At 64.9% G+C, this 23,289-nt stretch carries 24 protein-coding genes; 9 read left to right on the top strand and 15 right to left on the bottom strand.

Features of this window, described 5'->3' with window-relative positions; genetic code table 11:
- Positions 1–48: 48 nt before the first annotated feature.
- The gene (locus tag D6B98_RS22785) at positions 49–393 is read left to right on the top strand and encodes a hypothetical protein (RefSeq protein WP_126259150.1); all 345 of its coding nucleotides are present in this window, start codon (positions 49–51) and stop codon (positions 391–393) included.
- A 490-nt stretch (positions 394–883) separates the two neighbouring features.
- On the top strand, positions 884–1,120 hold the full coding sequence (locus D6B98_RS22780; RefSeq protein ID WP_126259149.1) for a hypothetical protein: 237 nt from the start codon (positions 884–886) through the stop codon (positions 1,118–1,120).
- A gap of 151 nt (positions 1,121–1,271) precedes the next feature.
- On the opposite strand, the gene rpoD is transcribed toward D6B98_RS22780, so the two are convergent.
- Together rpoD and dnaG are read right to left on the bottom strand one after the other, a co-directional pair.
- On the bottom strand, positions 1,272–3,407 hold the full coding sequence (gene rpoD, locus D6B98_RS22775) for an RNA polymerase sigma factor RpoD (protein WP_126259148.1): 2,136 nt from the start codon (positions 3,405–3,407) through the stop codon (positions 1,272–1,274).
- Positions 3,408–3,784: 377 nt separating this feature from the next.
- Complete coding sequence (gene dnaG, locus D6B98_RS22770; RefSeq protein ID WP_126259147.1) at positions 3,785–5,800, bottom strand: DNA primase; 2,016 nt, start codon at positions 5,798–5,800, stop codon at positions 3,785–3,787.
- Positions 5,801–6,039: 239 nt separating this feature from the next.
- Between dnaG and D6B98_RS22765 the strand changes: the two genes are divergently transcribed.
- Positions 6,040–6,603: a chlorite dismutase family protein gene (locus D6B98_RS22765; RefSeq protein WP_126259146.1), complete on the top strand. Its 564-nt coding sequence runs from the start codon at positions 6,040–6,042 to the stop codon at positions 6,601–6,603.
- Between the two features lie 56 nt (positions 6,604–6,659).
- On the opposite strand, the gene D6B98_RS22760 is transcribed toward D6B98_RS22765, so the two are convergent.
- Positions 6,660–7,058, bottom strand: coding sequence for a gamma-glutamylcyclotransferase family protein (locus tag D6B98_RS22760; protein ID WP_126259145.1), 399 nt, complete (start codon positions 7,056–7,058; stop codon positions 6,660–6,662).
- A gap of 75 nt (positions 7,059–7,133) precedes the next feature.
- Between D6B98_RS22760 and D6B98_RS22755 the strand changes: the two genes are divergently transcribed.
- Positions 7,134–7,949 (top strand): N-formylglutamate amidohydrolase, encoded by an 816-nt coding sequence (locus tag D6B98_RS22755; RefSeq protein ID WP_126259144.1) that lies wholly within the window; start codon positions 7,134–7,136, stop codon positions 7,947–7,949.
- Between the two features lie 3 nt (positions 7,950–7,952).
- Here the strand turns inward: D6B98_RS22755 and D6B98_RS22750 are convergent, their stop codons facing one another.
- Both D6B98_RS22750 and D6B98_RS22740 read right to left on the bottom strand, forming a co-directional pair.
- Positions 7,953–8,570, bottom strand: coding sequence for a LysE family translocator (locus D6B98_RS22750; protein WP_205680517.1), 618 nt, complete (start codon positions 8,568–8,570; stop codon positions 7,953–7,955).
- A 250-nt stretch (positions 8,571–8,820) separates the two neighbouring features.
- The gene (locus D6B98_RS22740) at positions 8,821–10,266 is read right to left on the bottom strand and encodes an LVIVD repeat-containing protein (RefSeq protein WP_126259143.1); all 1,446 of its coding nucleotides are present in this window, start codon (positions 10,264–10,266) and stop codon (positions 8,821–8,823) included.
- 207 nt (positions 10,267–10,473) lie between these two features.
- On the opposite strand from D6B98_RS22740, the gene D6B98_RS22735 reads away from it, so the two are divergent.
- Both D6B98_RS22735 and D6B98_RS22730 read left to right on the top strand, forming a co-directional pair.
- Complete coding sequence (locus D6B98_RS22735; protein WP_126259302.1) at positions 10,474–10,788, top strand: ArsR/SmtB family transcription factor; 315 nt, start codon at positions 10,474–10,476, stop codon at positions 10,786–10,788.
- A 27-nt stretch (positions 10,789–10,815) separates the two neighbouring features.
- On the top strand, positions 10,816–11,328 hold the full coding sequence (locus D6B98_RS22730; RefSeq protein ID WP_126259142.1) for an SRPBCC family protein: 513 nt from the start codon (positions 10,816–10,818) through the stop codon (positions 11,326–11,328).
- 31 nt (positions 11,329–11,359) lie between these two features.
- Here the strand turns inward: D6B98_RS22730 and D6B98_RS22725 are convergent, their stop codons facing one another.
- On the bottom strand, positions 11,360–12,136 hold the full coding sequence (locus tag D6B98_RS22725; protein WP_126259141.1) for a DUF2189 domain-containing protein: 777 nt from the start codon (positions 12,134–12,136) through the stop codon (positions 11,360–11,362).
- Positions 12,137–12,380: 244 nt separating this feature from the next.
- On the opposite strand from D6B98_RS22725, the gene D6B98_RS22720 reads away from it, so the two are divergent.
- Positions 12,381–14,606 carry an ATP-binding protein gene (locus D6B98_RS22720; protein ID WP_126259140.1) on the top strand — a complete coding sequence of 742 codons (2,226 nt, stop codon included), beginning with the start codon at positions 12,381–12,383 and terminating at the stop codon, positions 14,604–14,606.
- Here the strand turns inward: D6B98_RS22720 and D6B98_RS22715 are convergent, their stop codons facing one another.
- From D6B98_RS22715 to D6B98_RS22685, 7 genes are all read right to left on the bottom strand, one after another.
- Positions 14,607–15,050, bottom strand: coding sequence for a hypothetical protein (locus D6B98_RS22715; protein WP_126259139.1), 444 nt, complete (start codon positions 15,048–15,050; stop codon positions 14,607–14,609).
- Between the two features lie 2 nt (positions 15,051–15,052).
- On the bottom strand, positions 15,053–15,421 hold the full coding sequence (locus D6B98_RS22710; protein ID WP_126259138.1) for a nuclear transport factor 2 family protein: 369 nt from the start codon (positions 15,419–15,421) through the stop codon (positions 15,053–15,055).
- An 81-nt stretch (positions 15,422–15,502) separates the two neighbouring features.
- Complete coding sequence (locus tag D6B98_RS22705) at positions 15,503–15,970, bottom strand: MarR family winged helix-turn-helix transcriptional regulator (protein ID WP_126259137.1); 468 nt, start codon at positions 15,968–15,970, stop codon at positions 15,503–15,505.
- An 8-nt stretch (positions 15,971–15,978) separates the two neighbouring features.
- On the bottom strand, positions 15,979–17,589 hold the full coding sequence (locus D6B98_RS22700; RefSeq protein ID WP_126259301.1) for an acyl-CoA synthetase: 1,611 nt from the start codon (positions 17,587–17,589) through the stop codon (positions 15,979–15,981).
- 246 nt (positions 17,590–17,835) lie between these two features.
- Positions 17,836–18,972 (bottom strand): epoxide hydrolase family protein, encoded by a 1,137-nt coding sequence (locus tag D6B98_RS22695; protein WP_126259136.1) that lies wholly within the window; start codon positions 18,970–18,972, stop codon positions 17,836–17,838.
- A 129-nt stretch (positions 18,973–19,101) separates the two neighbouring features.
- Positions 19,102–19,557 (bottom strand): GatB/YqeY domain-containing protein, encoded by a 456-nt coding sequence (locus D6B98_RS22690; RefSeq protein WP_126259135.1) that lies wholly within the window; start codon positions 19,555–19,557, stop codon positions 19,102–19,104.
- A gap of 51 nt (positions 19,558–19,608) precedes the next feature.
- On the bottom strand, positions 19,609–20,319 hold the full coding sequence (locus D6B98_RS22685) for an alpha/beta fold hydrolase (protein WP_126259134.1): 711 nt from the start codon (positions 20,317–20,319) through the stop codon (positions 19,609–19,611).
- Positions 20,320–20,465: 146 nt separating this feature from the next.
- On the opposite strand from D6B98_RS22685, the gene carA reads away from it, so the two are divergent.
- On the top strand, positions 20,466–21,656 hold the full coding sequence (carA, locus tag D6B98_RS22680; RefSeq protein WP_126259133.1) for a glutamine-hydrolyzing carbamoyl-phosphate synthase small subunit: 1,191 nt from the start codon (positions 20,466–20,468) through the stop codon (positions 21,654–21,656).
- Positions 21,657–21,702: 46 nt separating this feature from the next.
- On the opposite strand, the gene D6B98_RS22675 is transcribed toward carA, so the two are convergent.
- A complete protein-coding gene (locus tag D6B98_RS22675; protein ID WP_024340377.1) occupies positions 21,703–21,918 on the bottom strand; it encodes a hypothetical protein in 216 nt (71 codons plus the stop codon).
- A gap of 145 nt (positions 21,919–22,063) precedes the next feature.
- Between D6B98_RS22675 and D6B98_RS22670 the strand changes: the two genes are divergently transcribed.
- A complete protein-coding gene (locus tag D6B98_RS22670; protein ID WP_126259132.1) occupies positions 22,064–22,585 on the top strand; it encodes a cupin domain-containing protein in 522 nt (173 codons plus the stop codon).
- A gap of 114 nt (positions 22,586–22,699) precedes the next feature.
- Here the strand turns inward: D6B98_RS22670 and D6B98_RS22665 are convergent, their stop codons facing one another.
- The gene (locus tag D6B98_RS22665) at positions 22,700–23,224 is read right to left on the bottom strand and encodes a Dps family protein (protein ID WP_126259131.1); all 525 of its coding nucleotides are present in this window, start codon (positions 23,222–23,224) and stop codon (positions 22,700–22,702) included.
- Positions 23,225–23,289: the final 65 nt, after the last annotated feature.

The following is a 23,289-nucleotide window of genomic DNA, read 5'->3' as shown; positions in this document are numbered from 1 at the left end:
GCTAGCGTCGCGCGATCGCCGTTTTCAGCCAGCATGAAGCAATCACCCATGCCCCACCACCAGCAGCCTCAACCAATCCGCTCCCTGCTCCGCATCCCCTTGTTCCGCCTGCTCGCCATCAACCTCGCGATCGGGGCCTGCGCCGCGGCGCTTCTCGTCGGCGGCCTGCTCTGGCTCAATCCCGGACATCTGCGCGAGCTGATCTTCGCCGATCGTTCGCCCGGCATCGCGCTGGCGCTGCTGCTGGCCTCCTTCCTCATCACCTTCGGCTCGGCTGCGATGGGCAGCGCGATCATGGCGCAGGGGCGGAAAGAGGACAGCGGCAAAGGCGGCGGCGGACACGGATCGCGACTCGCCGTGCAGGAGGTGGCGCAGCGCAGGCGCACGCAATGAGATATGTGCGCGATGGAACTCGCTTCGTGCGTCGATCACGTCATCTGCACGCAAGCGGGAGGAACATGCAGGCCAGCGCAGCTTCCGACAACAGCGCGACCCACATGCGTGCGGCGAGAGGGCGCGAAGATGAACAAAGTGGTTTGACAGTCCAAGCAATTGCTTCGATGGGGCGCCACATCGCACATCGCAGCCAACGCATATCTGATGCGACTCGCTGCGACATCGACGCCGTCCTGATTTGCCTTGCCATCGCAGAGCGTCTTCTATAGCCTTCTATTTTAGGTTGTCGCCCCGCCAGCCCCAGGCGACACTGAAGACCCGAGATAAACGGCGGGCCCGGCCCGCCGTTTATTGAGGCGAGCGTTCGTGAGAAGCGTTCATGAGACTGGGCTCTCCGATGCAGCGGGTCCGCGGCCACCGCTCCGCACAGACCCCGCAGGCGCGCAAAGTCATTTGACTACGGCGCTTCTATCGACGACAAGCCGCCATGGCCAAGAAACCCGGAACCAATCCCAAAGGCGAATTTGCCTTTTTCAACGTCGTCTATGAAGACGATTCCCAACGCTCCAACCGCCGCGTGCCCGCAGAACTGCTCGGCGGCCTCGACGGCGACGAACCCGCGCGCGGCTTCATCATGGAACAGGACCGCGAGATCGCGGAGAAGAGCGGCAAGCCGACGCTGGAGATCAAGCGGCTCGAACGGGTCGGGGCGAAGAAGAAGTAGGCCTCCAATCGCCACGTCATTGCGAGCGCAGCGAAGCAATCCAGAATCGCTTCCGCGGAAAGACTCTGGATTGCGTCGCTGCGCTCACAATGACGACAAGACAAAACGGCGGGCCAAGGCCCGCCGTTTTGCTTTCGATCGCCGTCTTCAATCAATTATCCAAGAAGCTCCGCAGCTTCCTGCTCCTTGACGGATGCTTCAACTTCCTTAGCGCCTTTGCCTCGATCTGGCGGATACGCTCGCGCGTCACGCTGAACTGCTGGCCGACTTCTTCCAGCGTGTGGTCGGTGTTCATGCCGATGCCGAAGCGCATGCGCAGGACGCGTTCTTCGCGCGGGGTGAGCGAGGCCAGCACGCGCGTGGTGGTCTCGCGCAGGTTGGACTGGATCGCGGCGTCGATCGGCAGGATCGCGTTCTTGTCCTCGATGAAATCGCCGAGATGCGAATCCTCTTCGTCACCGACCGGGGTTTCGAGCGAGAGCGGCTCCTTGGCGATCTTGAGGACCTTGCGGACCTTCTCCAGGGGCATGCCGAGCTTCTCGGCGAGCTCTTCCGGGGTCGGCTCGCGGCCGATCTCGTTGAGCATCTGGCGGGACGTGCGCACGATCTTGTTGATCGTCTCGATCATGTGCACGGGGATGCGGATGGTGCGGGCCTGGTCGGCGATCGAGCGCGTGATCGCCTGCCGGATCCACCACGTGGCGTAGGTCGAGAACTTGTAGCCGCGGCGGTACTCGAACTTGTCGACCGCCTTCATCAGGCCGATGTTGCCTTCCTGGATCAGGTCGAGGAACTGCAGGCCGCGGTTGGTGTATTTCTTGGCGATCGAGATCACCAGACGGAGGTTGGCTTCCACCATCTCCTTCTTGGCCTGGCGAGCCTCGCGCTCGCCCTTCTGCACGGAATGCACGATCTTGCGGAACTCGACGATCTCGAGGCCGGTCAGGGCGGCGAGCTGATGCACCTCGTGACGGAGGTCCTTGATGCGGTCCTTCTCGTGATGGACGAAGTTCTTCCAGCCCTTTGCGGAAAGTTTCGAGACGCGGTTGAGCCAGCGCGGATCGAGCTCCGAGCCGGTGTAATTGCGCAGGAAGTCCTCGCGCGCGACGCCGTGGCTGTCGGCAAGGCGCATCAATCGGCCCTCATGCGAGACGAGGCGCTTGTTGATGTCGTAAAGCTGCTCGACGAGTGAGTCGATACGCGCCTGGTTGAGGCGCAGCGACTTCACCTCGACGATGATCTCGTCCTTCAGCTTCTTGTACTTGCGCTCCTGGTGCGGCGAGAGCGACTCGTTCTGGAGCTGGTTCTGGATGTCCTGCTCCTGAAGCTTGCGCAGCTTCTTGTAGCTGTCGGCGATCTTGTCGAAGATCTCGACCACCTTCGGCTTGAGCTCGGCCTCGATCGCCGCGAGCGACATCTGGTTCTCGAACTCGTCGTCGTCGATGTCGGATTCGGCGGCGGCCTCGGCCGGATCCTTCTCCTCGGCTTCGGCGGCACCGGGTGCAGCGGCGGCACGGAACGGGGTCGGCGCCGGCGGCGCGGCCGGCGGGGCGACATGCGCGGGCGCGGCAACGGAGGCGACATCACCACCTTCAGCCGTGGCTTCGCCGGCCTCGCCGGTGGGGCCGGCGATCATCGCATTGTTCATGCCGGCCTTGGCGTCGGGGCCGGCATAAGTGGCTTCGAGATCGATGATGTCGCGGAGGAAGATCTTGCCCTCGTTGAGCTCGTCGCGCCAGATGATGATGGCCTGGAAGGTCAGCGGGCTTTCGCACAGCCCCGCGATCATGGCCTCGCGGCCGGCCTCGATGCGCTTGGCGATCGCGATTTCGCCTTCGCGGGAGAGCAGCTCGACCGTGCCCATCTCGCGCAGATACATGCGCACGGGATCGTCGGTGCGCTCGCCCGGCTCGCTCTTCTTGACCTCGGTGACGGCCTTCTGGGTGACCTCGACGAGCTCGTTGTCGGTCTCGTCCTCGCCCTCGTCCTTCTCTTCCTCGCCTTCGGTGTCGTCGGCTTCGGTGACGTTGATGCCCATGTCCGAGAGCATCGACATGATGTCCTCGATCTGTTCGGGCGAGGTCTGGTCCGACGGCAAGACTTCGTTGAGCTGATCGAAGGTCACGAAGCCGCGCTTCTTGGCCTGCTTGATCATCTTCTTCACGGCGGCGTCGGACAGGTCGAGCAAGGGCGACGGCGCGTCCTGGGAGTCCTTCTCCGGCGCGTCCGCTGCCTTGTCGTCTTTTTCCTTGTCCTTCGCCTGCAGCGTCTTTGCCTTGGTGGCCATCCATTGCTCCTAAACGCGCTTCACGCGAGGCGCTTCGCAGCGCCTGCCTGAATTCACATGAACCTGTTGCTCGACGCTCTCGCTTCGGCAGCTCTCGACACGGAAAGGGCGGCGCACATGTCTCTCGCCACCCCCAACTCTCTCTCGCCGGAATTGCCTAACGCTTCGTCAGCCTCTTTGTCGCAGCGGATGCAGGTGTAGTGCCAACAGCGATTGCGCGGATTCATTCCTGACGCGTCTGTTCTGCCTGCGGCCGCCTAATGGCCAAAGTGCTACAAGACCGTTAAGCCTCGATTAACCCTGTTTTTGCCGCCAAACCTTGGATTTGGCGAGTCTTTTAGCGGTTCCGGCACCGGCCGTCCGCATGATTCTTTTCATCACATGCTCTTCTGGAACCGACCCGACAGCTCGCCAAAACCCTCGATCAGGGCTTCGGTACCGTCGACTTCACCTATCCGAGCCTTGACGTCACGCAGCCACGCCAAATTGGCCTCGCTGGGGTCTTCCCCCAAGGCCAGCTCGGCGTCCTTCAGCTCCCTAAGTAGTGAATGCCATTGCCGATGCAAGGCAACCAGCTGATGCCATGTGGCAAGAACGTCGTCCCGCGCCGCGCCCTCGCGCGCGCCCCACACCGCGGCGGTCGTGATGCCGTTCTCAACCCTTTGAAGGACTTGCGAAAATCCACCCTTCGCGAGGTCCGACCGCATTTTCTCGGCCTGCTCCTCGGGGTCGGGCGAATGGTGATGGTCGTTGGCGAAGGCGGCGATGATGCCCGCCCTGAGCTTGTGGGCCTCGGGATGGGCCAGCTCCAGGGCCGCGACCTCCTCGAGGTGGTCATGCAGCAGCCAGGGGTGGTTGATCAGGCATTGCAGGATCAGGGCCTCCCGGCGGGAGATGGCGCTGCGCTGGCCCTTCATGATCGGGCTTGCCGCCAGCTGGGGGCTGGCTGCCTGGTAGGGGCCTGATGGTAGCGGGGTGGGGGCGAACGCGCCGCGGCCGCCGCCTCTGAAGCCCTGGCCGCCGAATCGATTCGCCGCTCCGCCCCTGGGCTGGAATGGGCGGCCGCCACCGCCTTGGCTTTGACGGAAATTGCCCCGGCCATTGAAGCCACCGCGGCCGCCGTCGGGGGCGAAGGTGCGCTGCAGCCGCTCGGCGAACTCGTCGCGGTAATAGCGCCGCACCACCTCGTCGCGGATGCCGTTCGTCAGCTCCTTGATGCGCGCCTCCAGCGCGGCGCGGCGCTCGGGCGTGGCGAAATTGCCGCCTTCAAGCTCGCGCGACCAGATCATGTCGGCGAGCGGGCGGGCAGCTCCAATCACCTCCTCGATCGCGCCGCGCCCGCCGGAGCGCGCGAGATCGTCGGGGTCCTGCCCTTCCGGCAGCAGCGCGAAACGCAGGCTCTTGCCGGGCGCGAGGAATGGCAGCGCAAGATCCGCGGCGCGATAGGCCGCCTTCTGACCGGCGCGGTCGCCGTCGAAGCAGAGGATCGGCTCGTCCGCCATCTTCCAGAGCAGCCCGAGCTGGCTCTCGGTGAGCGCGGTGCCGAGCGGCGCGACGCTGCCGGCAAAACCCGTGGTGACCATGGCGATGACGTCGACATAGCCTTCGACCACGATCAGCGGCGCACCGTCATGCGTGGCTTTGCGCGCGGTCTGGTGGTTGTAGAGGTTGTCGCCCTTGTGGAAGAGCGGCGTCTCCGGCGAGTTCAGGTATTTGGCCGGAACGTCCTTCTCCAGCGCGCGTCCGCCGAAGGCGATGACGCGGCCTCGGAGATCCGTGATCGGAAACATCACGCGATCGCGGAAGCGGTCGTAAGGCACGGGAATGTCGTTGCCGGCCACGAGCAGGCCAGTCTCGACCATGTCGTCGACGGAGACGCCGAGCTTGCCAAGGTGCTCCTTCAACGCGAAGCGATCGGGCGAGGCATAGCCGAGGCGGAACTGCAATTGCGTCGCCGGCGAGATGGCGCGGTCGGCGAGATAGCCGCGCGCCTTGGCGCCTAAGCGCGAGGCCAGCGTCTCCGCGAAATGGGTCGCGGCGAGGTCCATGACGTCATGCAGCGTGCGGCGGCGCTGCTCCTGCCGGGCCGCATCCGGCGTCACCGCCGGCAGCGCCAGGCCGGCCATGCCGGCGAGCCGCTCCACAGCCTCCGCGAACGGCAGGCCGTCGGTCTCCATCACGAAGCTGATGATGTCGCCGTGCTTGCCGGAGGAGAAGTCGTGGTAAAAACCCTTCTGGTCGTTGACGTAGAAGGACGGCGTCTTCTCCTGCTGGAACGGCGACAGCCCCTTCCACTCCCGCCCCGCCTTCTTCAGCTTCACGCGCTTGCCCACGACTTCGGAGACCGAAAGCCGGGCACGAAGCTCGTCGAGGAATTGAGGCGTGAAGCGCATGGGATGTGTCTAGCGCAATCCAAAGTGAGTCGGGCTGGGATTAGGGATATAGGTGCGGCGAACCGAAAAGTTAGGTTTGTCAGGATTATGCGCGCTGTTCACAGCCTGCCTTCCTTCGGTCATTCCGGGGCGCCCGCAGGGCGAACCCGGAATCTCGAGATTCCGGGTTCGATGCTACGCATCGCCCCGGAATGACGGGAAAAGCTTGAACCCGGCCTGGTTCCACGCTTCCATGGGGCATGTTCAGGACCTTTCGAGGCGGCCAGAGCGGGGGCTGGCGTGTGACCTCGATTGCACCGGTTACGGGCGAGCCCCTGCCCTTCGTCCCAGCGCTGTCGGTGACCGACAGCGAGGCCGTGTCGTTGCCGCTGGTGCCCTCGCGCAATGCGTGGCGGCTGGTCGGCGTTGCCAGCAGCCTGCGCTACACCGAGCGGGCCGAGAAGGAGAAGCTCGTCGCCGTGCAGGCCGGCCTCGGCCGGATGGAAGCAACCTCCGCGGCGCTGATCCCGATCCGCAAGTCGCAGGCCTGGTGGGAGCTGACGCAGGAGGAGCGGCGCAAGGTTTTCGAGGACAGATCGCACCATATCGCGAACAGTCTTCGTTTCCTGCCCGCGATTGCGCGCCAGCTCTATCATTGCCGCGACCTCGGCGAGCCCTTCGATTTCCTCACCTGGTTCGAATTCGCGCCAGCGCATGCCCCGCTGTTCGACGAGCTGGTCGGGATATTGAGGCAGACCGAGGAGTGGGCTTACGTCGAGCGCGAGGTCGACGTGCGCGTGGTGAAGGAAGTGCTGTCGGCCTAGAGCATGATCCGGAAAAGTGCGCAGCGGTTTTCCGATAAGATCATGCTCGAAGATATCTAATGCTGCAGGAAACGCCCGGACTCGATGTGCGGCAGGCCGGTGACAGGCCAGTTGTAGACATAGGTCCAGGCCTTCTCCGCGGTGCCGTCCGGCAATGTCACGTCGACCAGCTGGCGCAGATATTCGGTCGGCTCGGGAAAGCCTTCGCCGCAGGCTTCGTACATGTCGAGCTCGCGCAGCAGTTCGTCCGGCACGCGCATCCGAAACAGCTCGCCATGGACGAGTTCGGAGACCGCCTCCGACAGCAGCAGGCCCGGATAATGCTTCACCAGAACGAGCCGGCCCCGGCAGGTCGCTTCACCCAGAAAATCGGCGTGCCCCGCCAGCAGCCGCGCCATCGGATGGTCGAAGCCGCGCATCAGGGTGCCGTAGACGAAGAGGCGATCGGAGGTCATGCTGTTCTAACGTTGCGACGTCGGGGCAATATCGTTACTCGGTTTACACACGTAATCGTTTCATAGGCAATCAGGATGGACCTGCATACGGCCGAGGCAACCGATCAACTGCTCGGCGAGGGCGACATTCCGCCCGTGCATGAGGTGAATGCGCGGGGGACCTCGCCTTTCCTGCTCACCTCGGATCATTACGGGCGGGTGCTACCGCGTGCGCTTGGCGACCTCGGCATCGCCGAGGCCGAGCTGACGCGGCACATCGCCTGGGACATCGGCATTGCCGGCGTCGCCGAGCACCTCGCGACGCTGCTGGATGCCCATCTGATCGCGCAGCGCTATTCGCGGCTCGTGATCGACTGCAACCGCCCGCCCGAAGCGGCAAGCTCGATCCCCGTCATCTCCGAAGCAACCGCGATCCCGCGCAACGACGGCATTTCGGACGAGGAGCGCGCGGCGCGGCGGCGCGAGATCTTCGAGCCCTATCATGATCGCATCGATGCCGCGATCGATCACCGCGTGCGCGCCGGTCAGCCGACCGTGCTGGTGTCGCTGCACAGCTTCACGCCCGTCTATGCCGGCGTCGCGCGGCCCTGGCACATCGGAGCGCTCTACAATCGCGACACCGTGCTGCCGCAGCTGCTGCTGAAGCATCTGCGCGCGGCCGGCGACCTCGTCGTCGGCGACAACGAGCCTTATGCGGTCAACGACCTCACCGACTATACCATCCCCGTGCACGGCGAAGGGCGCGGCCTCGTCAACACCGGCATCGAGATCCGGCAGGACCTTATCGCGGACCAGTCCGGCCAACAGCAATGGGCCGAACGGCTGGCAGGGATACTGGCAGGGATCCTCGGCGAGATCGCGGTCGAGCCGACCGCGGAGCGGCTGGTGTAGGGCTCACTTCGCCCGCGTCAGCGCCAGCCAGATGCCGCCGCCGATCATGAAGCCGCCGGAGATGCGCGACATCATCCGCGTGCGGCGCGCCGAGAAGAACTTTCGCGCACGGCCGGCGGCGATGGCGTAGAGCGCGTCCGTCATCACGGCGGTGACCATGAAGGTGGCGCCCAGCAGCGCGACTTGCGGAAAGTGCGGCTGGTTCATGTCCATGAATTGCGGGATGAAGGCGCCGAAGAACACCAGCACCTTCGGGTTCGACAGCAGCACCAAAAACCCTTGCAGGAAGAAGCCGCCGCGCGGCGGCGGAGGCGTCTCGACATCGACGCCCTCGACCGGCGCCCAGATCAGCTTGATGCCGAGCCAGACCAGATAGGCGGCGCCGGCAAAGCGCACCCAGTCGAACCAATAGCCCATGGTCGCCATCAGCGAGGTCAGGCCGACCGCGACGATGCCGATGACGATGGCAAGTCCGGCTTGCGCGCCGGCCACGTTGGTGAGCGCGGCACGCGTGCCGTGGCGCAGGCCGTTGGCGATGACGAGGGTCACGATCGGCCCCGGCAGCAGCGCCAGCGCAATGCAGGCGGCGACGAAGGCGAGATAGGCTTGCATGGACATCATGGGAGGGACTCGGCTCGGGGCAGTTTGGAGCCATTAATGCATGGGAGAGGCGGAAACGGAAGCCGGATCAGCGCGAGCGTAGACCTCACCGCCGGTGTCATACCCGCGAAGGCGGGTATCCAGTACGCCGCGGCCTTTCCGTATTTCACGACCGCCGCGGCGTACTGGATCACCCGCTTTCGCGGGTGATGACAGCGGAGCATGAGGTGAGATCGTGGGCACCCGCGCCGCATCGTCACGCGCCTCATCGTCAGTTCTTCGGCAGGCCGGAGGCCGTGCGCGCGGGACCGGTCAGATCGAGGATGTGCAGGCCGGTATTGGCGCGGTCGACGATGTAGATGTAGCCGCGGTCGTCGGTCTCGACATTGTTGGTCTGGATCGCGACCTTGCAGCGCTCGCCGCCTTCGATGGGAATGCAGCGCTTGTCGGTCGCAGCGGTGATCGACGGAATGAAATAGCCGACTTCCCTGGGATGATAGGGATCGCGGATGTCGAGCGCGCGCACGCCGGCATTGAAGAAGGCGATGAAGGCCATCTTCTTGTGATAGACCGGCGCCGTGCTCTCGTTCGAGGAATGCGCGCCGAACCGGCCGCCGCGCTGGCAGAACTGCCCGCTCGCCTCCGGCACGGTGTAGCTCGAGATCATCATCGGCCGCGTCTCGGTGGTGACGTCGGCGAACCACACCATCTGCCGAGCCTCGCCGCATTCGTTGAGGATCGCTTCGTTCACGATCATGACGATGTCGCGGGTCTTGCCGTCCTTGTCCTCGGAAAATTCCGCGATCGGCATGTCGAGCATCGGAAACGTGGTGTGCGCGCCGTTGAAGGCGGACATCGGCAGCCGCGCAATCTCGGGATAGCGCAGATTGTCGGGCGTCGGCTCCTTCGCCCCGCTCAGGAGCTTGTCGCGGTCGACGATCTGCAAAATGCCGCCCTTGTTGGTGCCGTAGCCGAAATAGACGCGGTTGCCTTTGGGCCCAGTCGAGATCGGCCCGTGCAGCTCGGTCGGCACCGCGCGGGTCGAACCGGGCTCCTGACCCGGCAGGCCAAAGTCGCGGATCTTCTGCGGACGCGCGGGATCGGAGAGATCATAAACTTGCGTCATGCGCCGCGTGCGCCAGTCCGGCGCCCCCGAGACGAGATAGGCAATGCCGGTGTCGCATTCCCACCAGCTCTTGTGCGTGTCCTTCAAGCCGCCGATGCGCGTGATGAGCACCGGGCTGGCGGGGTCGGTGACGTTCCAGATCTCATGCGCCTCGCTGCCGAAGGTCCTGAGCATGTAGACCGCATTGGGATCGCCCTTCGGCAACGCCTTGCCGTCGCAGACCCGCACCATCTGCGCGCCGCCGGATTCGTACTTGCCCTCCTGCCCCGGCAGATGCCGCAGATATTTCGGACGCGCGGGATCGGTGACGTCGACAATGGACGTTCCGTTCGGCTCGGGCTTGCCCGTCATCGGGTTGACGGGCGCGGGCACGTCGTCGGTGCCGCCGTGATGGCCAATATAGGCGATCCAGCGATCGCCCTGGTGATGGATGGTCGGTTGATAGGCGCTGCGGGCCTGGAGGTCGTTGTAGCCGACGAGCTTCATGTTGGACGCTTCAGGCGGCGCGCCGACGGTTTGCCTCTGGGCGTGGACCGCGGTGCTGCTAGCGAAGAGGACGACGGCGGCAGCAGTCAGGACGCAACGGAACATCAATGTCCTCCCGGAACCAATCTGTGCTGGCTGAGATGAAAAGCTAGCACGGCCGATTGCGCGCGCCAAAAGCACGATTTCTCAAGTTGTCATTCCGGAAACCGCGCAGCGGTTATCCGGAATCTCGAGATTCCGGGTTCGCGCTTCGCGCGCCCGGAATGACGTTCCGCTTGACATGCAACCCTTTGGTTGCATATTATCATTGCCATGGATGCGGTCTTCAAAGCGCTCGCCGACGCATCACGACGCTCGCTGTTGGACCGGCTTCACGCCAGGAACGGCCAGACGCTGAACGAGCTCTGCGAGGGCCTTGCGATGACGCGGCAGGCCGTGACCAAGCACCTTGCGATTCTGGAGGAGGCCAATCTCGTCACGACGATCAGGCATGGCCGCGAGAAGCTGCACTACCTCAACCCGGTGCCGATCCATCAGATCGGCGAACGCTGGATCAAGAAATTCGAGCGCGGCAAGCTCGCCGCGCTCGGCGAGTTGAAACGCCAATTGGAGAAGCGCGATGAGTAAGCCCGCTCAACGAAGGATCGATGCACGATGAACCTCGACCAGTTCAAGCCTCTCACCGTCTACACCATCTACATCGCCGCTACGCCGGAGAAGGTATGGGAGGCGCTGACCTCGGCCGAGTTCAGCCGCGAATATTTTTCCGGCTTCGCGGTGGAGATGGAGCCGAAGCTTGGCGGCACTTTCATCGTGCGCGCTCCCGATGGCTCGGAGCACATCTCCGGCGAAGTGCTCGAATATGATCCGCCCAGGAAGCTCACGGTGACGTGGAACGTGAACTGGCCCGGCCTCGTCGAAAAACTCGGCATCACCGTCGTCACCTATGAGATCGAGCCGGCCGGCGGCGCCGTCCGCCTCACCCTCAGTCAGCGCCATGATCGCCCGCTCAGCGAAGACATCCTTTCCGGCGGCCGCACCGGCTGGCCGGCGATCCTGTCGGGGCTGAAGAGCCTGCTGGAGACCGGCAAGTCGCCGAAGATCGAGATGTCGCCTCCAGTGAAGCTGCTGGAAGCGTTGAAGGCGATGGGGATCAATATCCCGTAGGATGCCGTGTCATTCCGGGGCGGAATGACGACTAGGCAGGCATGGGCGCCACCAGCCGCCGATAGAGATGCCACGTCGCGTGCCCCAGCACCGGCAGCGTCACGATCAGCCCGAGAAAGTAGGGCAGCGCCGAGACGATCAGCAGCATCACGATCACGGCGGCCCACGAGATCATCGGCAGCGGGCTCGTCACCACCGCGCGCACGCTCGTCACCATCGCCGTGACGAAATCGACCTCGCGGTCGAGCAGCAGCGGAAACGATACCACGGTCAGCGAAAACAGGATCAGCGACAGCACCGCACCGACCGCATTGCCGATGCCGAGGAACAGCAGGCCCTCGTTGGTCGTCAGCACCACGGTCATGAATTCCTGAAGGCTGGAGAACGAGGCGTGCAGGCCGAGCAGCAGCGCGATCAGGAGCCGCACCTGGTACATCCAGACCACGAACACGAACAGCGTGACGAACGCCATCCAGCCGATCTCGCTACGCGAGCGCACGGCCGACCAGATCGCGCCGAAGGAGACCGGCTCGCCGCGCTCGCGGCGGCGGCTGACCTCGTAGAGGCCGATCGCCACGAACGGTCCGATCAGCGCGAAGCCCGCCGCCAGGGGATAGACCAGATAGACCATGCCGAAGGCGGTGAGGCACAGCATGATGGCGATGCCGCCGGCGGCGTAAAGCGCGCCGAGGCACAGACCGTAGAGCGGCAGTGCCTGGAAATCACGCAGCCCCTCGACCAGCGCCTCGGCGATGTCGGTCGCCGCGACGGGACGCACCACCGGATCGACCTTGCCCGAGATGGACATCAGCATCCTCCACAGATCGGCGCGATCTTTCGTCGCGCGCGGGTTGAGCGCGATACTAGCGCCGCCGCGCGCAGGCGCAACTTAATGCGGGCCGGTGCGACGAGTAGCGGCGACGCAGCAATGCTCGCGATGCGAAATCTTGGCCTCTGGTGCGATTTTCGCGCTGAGGCTATGGACGGCGCGGTTGATCGTGCCGCAAATTGTACCTCCGAGCACCCTCGCCCGAGAGCGGACCGTCCCACCGATGAGCCTGCGTACCCGGTTACTGATCCTCGTCATCGCGGCCATGCTCGTACCGGCGATTCTGGTCGGGTTGCGCTTCATGCAGAACCGGACCAGCGAGATCGACGCGGCGCTTGCCAATCTGGCCGCATCCGCCGACGACATTGCGGCCGATCTGGGCGAGAAGATCCAGGGCACCGCCCAGCTCCACTACGGACTCGCCCGTGCCCGCGACCTCGACACCCGCGACAAGACGGCGTGCTCGGCGTTTCTGGCGGATGTCCGCGAGGAATATCCGCAGTTCACGGGTATCCTGACCATCGATCCCGACGGCAGACTGTTCTGCGACTCGCTGCGGACCAACCGCGCGCTCGACCTGAACGACCGCGGCTATTTCAAAGAGGTCAAGACTCTTCAAGGCAAAGTCGCGGTAGAGCCGGTGTTCGGCCGCCTCACCGGATTGTCGGTGCTCCAGATCGCCTATCCCGTGCGATCAGAGGCGGGCGCGCTGAAGTTCGTGCTGCTCGCGTCCTTCAATCTGAACAAATTCGCGGAATTTCACGACAAGCGGCTGCTCGCCGAAAAGAACATCCTCTTCGTCGACGCCAAGGGAACAGTCCTGGTCGCCCCCAAGGGCGGCTGGAGCGAGCCCGTCGGCGGATCCATTGCGGGCTCCGACCTGTTCCGCTTCGCGGTAGCGCCGGACGGCGAGCCATTTCGGGAGGTCACCGACCGCGGCGGCCACACGCAGATCTGGGGCGTCGCCCGCTCGCCCTCGATCCGCAAGACCGGCCTCTACATCCTGGTCGGACGTTCCAAGAACGGGCTGGTCGCGGCGGCAAACCGCCGGCTCTACGAGGACACGGCGATTCTCGCGGTGGCCTTGCTGCTGCTCCTGGCCGGCCTGTGGATCCTCACCACCGTGAGCATCGGGCGCCAGGTCGGGCGGCTCGCCGTCATGGCGAAAAGGCTCGGGCGCGGCGATCTCAGCGCACGAATTCCGCCGCCGCATCCGCGCGGCGAGCTCGGCGGATTGATGACCCTGCTCAACGGCACGGCCGAGTCGCTCGAGCAGCAGCGCGCCGCCATCGCCGATCTCAGCCACAAGCTCAGCCAGTCCCAGAAGATGGAAGCCATGGGCCAGCTCACCGGCGGCGTGGCGCATGACTTCAACAATCTGTTGACCGTCATTCTCGGCAATTCGGAGCACCTCGCCGACAGGCTGGCGGGCAACAAGGAATTGCAGCGGATCGCCGACGACATTGCGACCGCCGCCGAGCGCGGTTCCGACCTGACTCGCAGCTTGCTCGCCTTCGCGCGCAAGCAGCCGCTCCGGCCAAGAGAGGTCAACATCGCCGAAAAGATCCTCGGCATGGAGCAGCTGCTGCGCCGGACCCTGGGCGAACACATCGAGTGCAACTTCACGTTCGCGCCGGGTCTGTGGCTGGCCAGCGTCGATCCCGGCCAGTTGGCAACCGCCGTTCTCAACCTCGTGCTCAACGCGCGCGACGCGATGCCGGAAGGCGGCAGGCTGACGGTCGAGGTCCGCAACGCATCGCTCGGCCAATCCGACCTCGACGTCAACGGCGAGCCGCGGCCCGGCGACTACGTCATGGTGGCTGTCACCGATACCGGCAGCGGCATGAGCTCCGAAGTGGCGACCCGCGCGTTCGAGCCGTTCTTCACGACCAAGGAGGTCGGCAAGGGAACCGGCCTCGGCCTGAGCATGGTCTACGGGTTCGCACAACAATCCGGCGGACTCGTGCAAATGCAGTCGGAGCCGGGACAAGGCAGTGTCGTCAGGCTGTTCTTTCCCCGTCTCGCAGCACCGCCGAGCGAAGATCCGCCGCCCGCGGCGCGGACCGTCACGCAGGCGGACCACGAGACCATTCTCCTCGTCGAAGACGACGACATGGTGCGCGCCTATGTCGAGAACGAGTTGAAGGCGCTCGGCTACCGCGTCATCACGGCGGCGAACGGGCCCGCGGCGCTGGAATTGCTGCACCAGAGCAGAGACATCCAGTTGCTGCTGACCGACGTCGTGATGCCCGGCGGCATGTTCGGGCCCGAGCTCGCAAGACAAGCCGTGGCGCTGCGGCCCGATCTCAAGGTGCTCTTCACCTCAGGCTACAGCCAGGATCCCGTCAAGACGCCGGACGGGATCAACGCCCGCATTCTGACCAAGCCGTTCCGAAGGCAGGATCTTGCCGCGATGCTGCGGTCCGCCCTGGCAGCGCCGCCGCGATAGTTAGAAGCGCGATGCGAGCAGAAGCGCCACTGCGAGATTGGCCGCGAACAGACCCGCGTCGATGACGAAGATCCGCAGCATCGGGCCCTTCAGCACCGGCCAGTAGGCGACCCCGACCCGGCCGCCGCGCATCAGCACCGGAAGATTGTAGGCGAACTGGCTGAAATGGCAGGCGGCGAAGAACAGGAACAACACGAGCTGGGCTTCGACCGGCTGGAAGAAGGACGGACGCGCCGCCAGAAGGTAGAGCGACAACAGCCCTATCGGCAGATTCATTCCGCCGAGAAACGCAACGCTGGCCGCCAGGGTCGGCGCGATCGGATTGCTGCGCTCTTCCCGCGGCAGCAATATCTTCAGCGTGTTGGTTTGCGCGATGCTGAACTGGATGAAGGCGCCGACGAACCAGAGCGTGTTGAGGAGCAGGACGATATCCGAAAGACGCATGGTCATTTTCCGTAGAAGGCTTCGCTGCGGACGACGCGGCCGGCATCGTCGAAATCCATGAATTCGCTGGCGCGGGTGTCGCCAAGCTGCCACCACACCGTCAGTCGCGCGATCGTATCGTCCCAGCTCCAGCTCAATATCTTCAGGTCGGCGCTTTCGATGTGACCATAGGCCTTCTGCCAATAGGCGCGGATGTTCTCGGCCCCGGCTACGACCGGAGAGCCGGTCAGCGTCAACGCCAGAGGACTGCGCATCTGCGCGTCGGCGGCAAAATGCGCGACGACGGCGTCGATATCGACCTTGCGCCAGCTCGCACACCACGCCGCGACGAAGGGCTCGGCGGCCGCGCGATTCATCGTCTGTCCGCTCATGAAACGGCCCTCCCCTCGCTCGTTGGCCAGGAAAGTGGCAAAGCCAACTCCTCATGTCAACTACGTTGACTTGAGAAATCGTCAGTTGTGGTCGGCGATCGCCTCCATGACGGCCATCCAGGCCGCGGCCCCAGGCGCCCCGACGCGATCGAACGCCTCGCGCATGACCTTGCGCTCGTGGTCCGAGGCCCGTTGCTCGATGCGCTGCCCGGCGCCCGTCAGACGCAGCAGCTTCGAGCGATGCTGCTCGGGCGAGCGCTTCGAGGTCACGAGCTTGCGCTCCAGCAGCAGATTGAGCGGCCGGTTCAGCGCCTGTTTGGATATGCCGAGGACCTCGATCAGCGCGCCGATCGCGATATCGGGCCGGCGCGCCACCACGTAGAGGATGCGATGGTGCGGACGCGACAGGCCCTGCTTGGCAAGGTATGCGTCGGCCTCCAGCGTCATCCCGCGCCAGCCGTAGTACATGAGCTCGAGCGCCGCATCCAGATCGTGCAGCTTGTCGAGCGAGGCGCGGTGAAGTCCCGCGGCTTGAGGCGCCTTTGCCATGGTGAATGTCAGCCCTTGGCCCGCAGCTCGCGCCGCAGCACCTTGCCGGTGGCCGTCATCGGCAGCGTCGCGGCGAATTCGATGAAGCGCGGGTATTCGTGCGCGGCGAGCTGCACCTTGACGAACTCCTGGATTTCGCGGGCGAGCGCGTCGGTGCCGGCAAAGCCGGGACGCAGCACGATCCACGCCTTGATCGATTCGGTGCGGATCGGATCGGGGATGCCCACGACCGCGGCCATTGCCACCGAGGGATGCTTCATCAGCGTGTGCTCGATCTCGGACGGACCGACGCGATAGCCTGCGGTGGTGATGACGTCGTCCTCGCGGCTGACATACCAGAAATAGCCGTCCTCGTCCTGCACGCCGAGATCGCCGGTGAGCAGGAACGCGCCGGCATATTTCTTCGCCGTCGCCTCCGGATTGCGCCAATATTCGAGCATGGTGACGGGGCACGGCTGGCGCACGCCGATGATACCGCGCTGCCCGCGCGGCAATTCCTCGCCCTTGTCGTTGACGATGCGGACGTCGAAACCCGGCGTCGCCTTGCCCATCGAACCCGGGCGGATCGGAAACAGGTTGGCGTTGCTGCCGATCACGAGATTGCACTCGGTCTGGCCGAACACCTCGTGCGCATCGATGCCGAAGGTCTCGCGCACCCAGCCGAGCAGCTCGCCGCCGAGCGATTCCCCGCCGGTGAAGATGCTGCGCAGCTTGACGCCCGTATGCTTCACGCCGGCCTGCCGCATCAGCTTCAGCGCGGTCGGCGGCAGGAACACGTTGCGCACGCCGAGGTCGGCCATCATCTGCATCGCTGCCTGCGGCTCGAACTTGCGCGCACGATGGCCGACCAGGGGGATGCCGTGATACCAGAACGCGAGCAGGCCGTTGATGAGGCCGCCGATCCAGGCCCAGTCCGCCGGCGTCCACATGAGATCGCCGGGCCTGGGCAGAAAGTTGTGGCACATCTCGACGTTGGGCAGATGGCCGAGCACGACGCGGTGCGCATGCAGCGCACCCTTGGGGTTTCCCGTGGTGCCCGAGGTGTAGATGATCAGCGCGGGGTCATCGCACGAGGTGTCCACCCGCGCGAAGTCGGGCGAAGCGGCCTTCACTGCATTCCAGAACGATGTCGTGCCCGCGGGTGCACGCGTGCCGACGATATAGACGTTCTTCAACTCCGGCAGGCGGTCGCGGATCTTCGCAAGCTTCTCCCAGCCGCCCTCGTCGGTGACAATGGCCTTGGCCTCGGAGTTGGACAGGCGAAACTCCAGCGCGTCCTCGCCGAACAGCGCGAACAGCGGGATCGAGATCAGGCCGGAGCGGAACGCCGCCATATGCGCGATGGGCAATTCCAGCGATTGCGACAGGAACACCGCGACGCGGTCGCCGCGCACCAGCCCGTCCGCCTTCAGCACATTGGCAAAGCGGCGCGACATCTCGGCGACCTCGTCGAAGGAGGTGCGGCTGGTCACGCCGTTCTCGTCGAGATAGATCAGCGCGAGCCGGCCGGTGCCGTCGGCATGGCGATCGCAGCACGCCTGCGCCATGTTGAAGCGCGCCGGGATATCCCAGCGGAAGTTGCGGACGAGTTCGTCGTAGGTTGCGGCTTCGGTCAGCATGGGCTCGGTCGTTTCCGCGCTCTCGTCGTCATGGCCGGACTTGTTCCGGCCATCCACGTTCTTCTTGGGACCAGTTTAAGGCCGTTGATGCCCGGGACAAGCCCGGGCATGACGATGGGGGAGATCCTATATCTCAGTCGTTCCGGGGCGATGCGAAGCATCGAACCCGGAATCCATTGCGCGGTATTTCCGCGGCTCGATGGATTCCGGGTTCGTCCTGCGGGCGCCCCGGAATGACAGTAGAGGCTACCGCACCGTCGCGAAGAATTTCCTGACATCGCGCACGAACAGCTCGGGCTGCTCGAACGCGGCGAAATGGCCGCCCTTCTCCATCTCGCTCCAATGGGTGATGTTGGGAAAGCTCGGCTCCATCCAGCGCCGCACCGGCGTGATGATCTCCTTGGGAAACGCGGCGACGCCGGTCGGCACCTTGACGACAGGCGTGGTGCGACGCTTGCCGAAACTTTCCCAGTAGAGCCGCGCCGAGGAGGTCGCCGTCTCCGTCGCCCAATAGAGCATGACGTTGTCGAGTAGCTCGTCCTTGCTGAAGATGTTCTCGGGATGGCCGTTGCAATCAGTCCAGGCCCAGAATTTTTCCAGGATCCAGGCCGCCTGCCCGCTCGGCGAATCCGTGAGGCCATAGCCGAGCGTCTGCGGGCGCGTCGACTGCTGCTTGGAATAGCCGGAGTCGAGATCGACATAGTGCTTGAGGCCGGCCAGCGCGCGCTTCTCTTCCGCCGTCGGCTCGCCCTCGATGCGCGGCGGCGAGTTGAACGACAGCGTGATGTGGATGCCGGCGCAGTGCGCCGCATCCTGCGCGCCGAGCGAGCTCGTCACCGCCGAGCCCCAATCGCCGCCTTGCGCGCCGTAACGGATATAGCCGAGCCGATGCATCAGTTTCGCCCAGGCCGCGGCGATGCGATCGACGCCCCAGCCGGTGGTCTTCGGCTTCTCGGAGAAGCCGAAGCCCGGCAGCGAGGGGCAGATCACGTGAAATGCTTCCGCGGGATTGCCGCCATGCGCGGCGGGGTCGACCAGCGGCGCGATCACCTTCTGGAATTCGACGATCGAGCCGGGCCAGCCGTGGGTAATGATCAGCGGCAGCGCGTTCGGCTCCTTCGAGCGCGCGTGGATGAAGTGGATGTCGAGCCCGTCGATCTCGGTGGTGAACTGCGCGAAGCGGTTGAGCTTCGCCTCGCGCGCCCGCCAGTCGTAATCGTCGGCCCAGTAGGCGCAGATCTCCCGGATCCACTTCAGCGGCGCACCCTGGCTCCAGTCGTCGACCAGCTCGGCATCCGGCCAGCGCGTGCGGACGAGGCGGGACTTGAGATCGGACAGGATGTCGTCGCTGATGGCGATGCGAAACGGCTCGATGGCGGTCATGGCGGCCTCCCTTGTTCTTGTTGTCATTCCGGGGCGCGCAGGGCGCGAGCCCGGAATCCATTTCGCAACGGGGTTGGCGGCCCAATAGATTCCGGGCTCGACGCTTCCGCGTCGCCCCGGAATGACAGGTCAGCCCGACAGCGCAGTCTTCACCAGGCCCGACGCCTTGCCGAAATCCATCTGGCCCGCGTACTTCGCGCGCAGCACGGCGATCACCTTGCCCATGTCCTTCATGCCGGCAGCGCCTGTCTCGGCGATCGCATCAGCGATCGCCTTCTTGACCTCGTCGTCGGCCATCTGCTTCGGCAGGTAGGCCGAGATCACCGCGATCTCCTCGCGCTCCTGGGCTGCAAGCTCGGCGCGGCCGCCCTTGTCGTAGAGCTCGACCGCCTCCTGACGCTGCTTGATCATCTTCTGAAGCACACCGAGCAGGTCGGCGTCCGACAGCGGCGGCTTGCCGTTGCCGCGGGCGTCGATGTCGGCGTTCTTGATGGTCGAGTTGACCATGCGCAGCGTGGACAGCTTGCGCTCGTCCTTGGCCTTCATGGCCTCCTTGACCGCATTGTTGATGTCGTCGCGCAGCATGATCGTGATCCCTTCGAATATCTGGCGCCTGATCTAGGCCGTTCGCGGCCCCTAGACAACCTCGGTTCCGAGCCATTCGGTGAGCGCGCGCACGGTCGCGTCCGGCTGCTCGGCTTGCGGCAGGTGTCCGCAGCGCTCGAGGATCACGAGCCTTGCGCCGGCGATGCCCTCGGCCATCTCCTTCGCGAACGCGTTCGGAATCGTGTTGTCGGCATCGCCCGTCAGCACCAATGTCGGGCAGCTGATGGCGGACAGCGACGGACGCGAATCCACCCTTGCGATGATCGCGGCCTGCTGCCGCAGATAGCCCTCGACGCCGACATCCTCGTCCTGCGCATGCACGAGCTTGAGAATCTCGGCATCGTCGCGCCGCGATGGATGCACCAGCTCCGGAAAGCTCTCCTCGCGAATGGCGCGGAGCTCGCCGCGCCTGGCGCGCGCCATCAGGCCGAGGCGGCGCGCGGTCGCCTCGGGCGTATCGGGCCGGGCCTGGGTGTTGATCAGCGCCAGCTTCACAACCCGCTCGGGCGCCTGGCGCATGATCTCGAGCGCAATGTAGCCGCCCATGGAATGGCCGGCGAGCGCGAAGCGCGGCGGCGCCTCGCTCAGCACCCGGGCCGCGATCGCCGCCATGCTATCGTCGCGGATATGGTTGGCGATCATCACGGGGCCGAACCGCCACAGCGCCGGGATGACGGGGGCGTAGATCCGGGCCGAGGAGGCCAGCCCCGGAACCAGCACGATCGGGGTGGTCTGGTCCATTATTGCCTCGCAAGCCCCTCAAATTGCCGGAAATTATGCGGCCGAGCTTAAGGGCCCAAGGAGGCCTGTCAAATATGCAAAAACGCATGTGAATCCGGCTTCTGGCGCTTTGACGGCGGCGCCCGCGGGGACTATGAAACGCGCTCATGACACAACATGACAACGATCCCGCCTGGCCGGACCACAAACCGACCGCGCTCCTCGTGCTCGCCGACGGCACGGTGCTCGAAGGCTTTGGTCTCGGTGCCGAAGGCCACGCCGTCGGCGAGGTCTGCTTCAACACCGCGATGACCGGATATGAGGAGATCCTCACCGATCCCTCCTATGCCGGCCAGCTCATCACCTTCACCTTCCCGCATATCGGCAATGTCGGCACCAACGAGGAAGACATCGAGACGGTGAACATGGCGGCAACGCCGGGCGCGCGCGGCGTGATCCTGCGCACCGCGATCACCGACCCCTCGAACTACCGCGCCACCAAGCATCTCGACCAGTGGCTGAAGGCCCGCGGCATCATCGGCCTCTCCGGCATCGACACCCGCGCCCTGACCGCGCTGATCCGCAGCAAGGGCATGCCCAATGCCGTGATCGCGCATTCCAGGACCGGCGAGTTCGACCTGCATGGCCTGAAGGAAGAGGCGCGCGAATGGCCCGGCCTCGAGGGCATGGATCTCGTGCCGATGGTCACCAGCGGCCAGCGCTTCACCTGGGACGAAACGCCTTGGGCCTGGGACAAGGGCTTTGGCCGGCAGGACAAGGCGGAGTTCAATGTCGTCGCCATCGACTACGGCATCAAGCGCAACATCCTGCGCCTGCTCGCCGGCGTCGGCTGCAAGGTGACAGTGGTGCCGGCGACGACCTCGTCCGAAGACATCTTGGCGATGAAGCCGGACGGCGTGTTCCTGTCCAACGGTCCGGGCGATCCGGCCGCGACCGGCAAATATGCCGTGCCTGTGATCCGAGACGTCATCAAGTCGGGCACGCCGACCTTCGGCATCTGTCTCGGCCACCAGATGCTCGGCCTTGCCGTCGGCGCCAGGACGAAGAAGATGCATCAGGGCCATCACGGCGCCAACCATCCCGTGAAGGACGAGACCACCGGCAAGGTCGAGATCACCTCGATGAACCACGGCTTTGCCGTGGACGAGACGACGCTGCCGAAGGGCGCGACGCAGACCCACATCTCGCTGTTCGACGGCTCCAACTGCGGCATCCAGCTCGACGGCAGGCCGGTGTTCTCGGTGCAGTACCACCCCGAGGCCTCGCCCGGCCCGCGCGACTCGCACTATCTGTTCCAGCGCTTCGCCGACCTGATGCGGCAGAAGAAGAGCGCGTAAGGCGACAAGACCGCCCGGCGGATAAGTCCGCCGGGGCCCGGCTCCCTCACGGACGCATGAACATGAAGTCCGTGTCCGGATCGCAGTTCTCGGCGATGAAGCGCAGCTCTGCCTGGATGTCGGCGACCGACCTCGTCTCCAGATATTTCGAAATCACCAAATTGAGCAATGCCCGGCAGACGGCTTCGTGCCCGAGGCCGGCAGTCTCAGCCTCGTCGACGGCCGCCGAGAAATGACGCTGCGCAACGTCGGATGCGTACATGGCGTTCCCTCTTCTTCGCTCGAACTTGCGTGCCCGCCAATGGCCGCCAGCGCCTTGATCTCGGTCAATCCGGCGTATGGAGTGTCGTCAGGAACAAGAGGGCTTGCGCCCGCTTGATTCCGGTCCGTTGCCAGTGAGAGCCCCCATGACCGTCGTCCGCAACCCTGCCGAGCCGCTCGCCATCGTTTTCGAGGACGACGGGCTGGTGCCGAACAACATCCTCCCGTTCCTGGTCTACCAAAGCGCGGTGAAGCTCGATCCGAAGCGGCCGGAAGCGACGATCGAAAATCTGTTCGAAGCCAACGGCTGGGGCGGCACCTGGCGCAACGGCGTCTACGACTATCTGCATTATCACGCGACGGTGCACGAGGCGCTCGGCGTCGCGCGCGGACGTGCACGGGTTCGCTTCGGCGGCGACCACGGCCAGGAGCTGGACATCAAGGCCGGCGACGTCGCGATCCTGCCCGCCGGCACCGGGCATCAATGCATCGAGGCGAGCGACGATTTCTGCGTGATCGGGGCCTATCCGCCGGGCGCAGAGATGGAGATCACGCGCGCGACGCCGGAGAACCACGCCAGGGCGCTGACGAGGATTCCCCAAGTCGCGCTGCCGCTGGCCGATCCCGTCACGGGGAAGCATGGCGCGCTGATGCGGCTGTGGCGCTAGACAAGCGAAGGTGCGTAGGTGCGTAGGGTGGGCAAAGGCGCGCTCTTGCGCGCCGTGCCCACCACTGCGAATTGGTGGGCACGCTTCGCTTTGCCCACCCTGCAAGAGCTCGGCCTACGCCGCGTTGCTGCCTTCCTGCCGGGTCGCCTCGAACAGGAACCAGGTGCGGCGCTCGGTCTCGTCGATGAAGTTCTCCAAAATGCTGGCGCTGGCGACATCGCCGGCGTCGTCGCAGACCTCGTGCGCCTTGCGCATCGCGGCGGCGACGTGCTTGTTGTCCTGCATCAGCTCGCGCAGCATCTCGCGCGGCGGGACGTAGTCCTCGTTGTTGTCCTTGATGGTCTGGAGCTTTGCGACCTGGCCGATCGACTTCAGCGTGGTGCCGCCGATCTTGCGGACGCGCTCGGCAAGCTGGTCGGTGGTGGCGAAGATCTGGTCGGACTGCTCGTCGAGCAGCAGATGGTAGTCCCGGAAGTGCCGCCCGCTGATGTGCCAGTGGAAATTCTTGGTCTTCAGATACAGCGCGAAGGCGTCGGCCAGAAGCACGTTGAGCGCCTCCGAGACCTTCTTGACCCCGTCGGGCGACAGATCGGTGGGGGTATCGAGATCGGGCGAGACCTTGTTGTTGGTTTTGCTCACGGGAGACCTTCCTGTTAGGACGCGGACATTGACGGCGCGCCGTCGCACCCCTAACGCAAGGGCGG

This window comes from Bradyrhizobium sp. LVM 105 (assembly GCF_003957705.1).
Lineage (GTDB): Bacteria > Pseudomonadota > Alphaproteobacteria > Rhizobiales > Xanthobacteraceae > Bradyrhizobium > Bradyrhizobium frederickii.
This window is presented reverse-complemented; position numbering and strand designations above follow the sequence as displayed.

Bases quoted from the DNA above. Each gene is read 5' to 3' on its own strand.
- D6B98_RS22785 (WP_126259150.1), top strand. From the start codon at position 49: ATGCCCCACCACCAGCAGCCTCAACCAATCCGCTCCCTGCTCCGCATC.
- D6B98_RS22780 (WP_126259149.1), top strand. From the start codon at position 884: ATGGCCAAGAAACCCGGAACCAATCCCAAAGGCGAATTTGCCTTTTTC.
- rpoD (WP_126259148.1), bottom strand. From the start codon at position 3,407: ATGGCCACCAAGGCAAAGACGCTGCAGGCGAAGGACAAGGAAAAAGAC.
- dnaG (WP_126259147.1), bottom strand. From the start codon at position 5,800: ATGCGCTTCACGCCTCAATTCCTCGACGAGCTTCGTGCCCGGCTTTCG.
- D6B98_RS22765 (WP_126259146.1), top strand. From the start codon at position 6,040: ATGTTCAGGACCTTTCGAGGCGGCCAGAGCGGGGGCTGGCGTGTGACC.
- D6B98_RS22760 (WP_126259145.1), bottom strand. From the start codon at position 7,058: ATGACCTCCGATCGCCTCTTCGTCTACGGCACCCTGATGCGCGGCTTC.
- D6B98_RS22755 (WP_126259144.1), top strand. From the start codon at position 7,134: ATGGACCTGCATACGGCCGAGGCAACCGATCAACTGCTCGGCGAGGGC.
- D6B98_RS22750 (WP_205680517.1), bottom strand. From the start codon at position 8,570: ATGATGTCCATGCAAGCCTATCTCGCCTTCGTCGCCGCCTGCATTGCG.
- D6B98_RS22740 (WP_126259143.1), bottom strand. From the start codon at position 10,266: ATGTTCCGTTGCGTCCTGACTGCTGCCGCCGTCGTCCTCTTCGCTAGC.
- D6B98_RS22735 (WP_126259302.1), top strand. From the start codon at position 10,474: ATGGATGCGGTCTTCAAAGCGCTCGCCGACGCATCACGACGCTCGCTG.
- D6B98_RS22730 (WP_126259142.1), top strand. From the start codon at position 10,816: ATGAACCTCGACCAGTTCAAGCCTCTCACCGTCTACACCATCTACATC.
- D6B98_RS22725 (WP_126259141.1), bottom strand. From the start codon at position 12,136: ATGTCCATCTCGGGCAAGGTCGATCCGGTGGTGCGTCCCGTCGCGGCG.
- D6B98_RS22720 (WP_126259140.1), top strand. From the start codon at position 12,381: ATGAGCCTGCGTACCCGGTTACTGATCCTCGTCATCGCGGCCATGCTC.
- D6B98_RS22715 (WP_126259139.1), bottom strand. From the start codon at position 15,050: ATGCGTCTTTCGGATATCGTCCTGCTCCTCAACACGCTCTGGTTCGTC.
- D6B98_RS22710 (WP_126259138.1), bottom strand. From the start codon at position 15,421: ATGAGCGGACAGACGATGAATCGCGCGGCCGCCGAGCCCTTCGTCGCG.
- D6B98_RS22705 (WP_126259137.1), bottom strand. From the start codon at position 15,970: ATGGCAAAGGCGCCTCAAGCCGCGGGACTTCACCGCGCCTCGCTCGAC.
- D6B98_RS22700 (WP_126259301.1), bottom strand. From the start codon at position 17,589: ATGCTGACCGAAGCCGCAACCTACGACGAACTCGTCCGCAACTTCCGC.
- D6B98_RS22695 (WP_126259136.1), bottom strand. From the start codon at position 18,972: ATGACCGCCATCGAGCCGTTTCGCATCGCCATCAGCGACGACATCCTG.
- D6B98_RS22690 (WP_126259135.1), bottom strand. From the start codon at position 19,557: ATGCTGCGCGACGACATCAACAATGCGGTCAAGGAGGCCATGAAGGCC.
- D6B98_RS22685 (WP_126259134.1), bottom strand. From the start codon at position 20,319: ATGGACCAGACCACCCCGATCGTGCTGGTTCCGGGGCTGGCCTCCTCG.
- carA (WP_126259133.1), top strand. From the start codon at position 20,466: ATGACACAACATGACAACGATCCCGCCTGGCCGGACCACAAACCGACC.
- D6B98_RS22675 (WP_024340377.1), bottom strand. From the start codon at position 21,918: ATGTACGCATCCGACGTTGCGCAGCGTCATTTCTCGGCGGCCGTCGAC.
- D6B98_RS22670 (WP_126259132.1), top strand. From the start codon at position 22,064: ATGACCGTCGTCCGCAACCCTGCCGAGCCGCTCGCCATCGTTTTCGAG.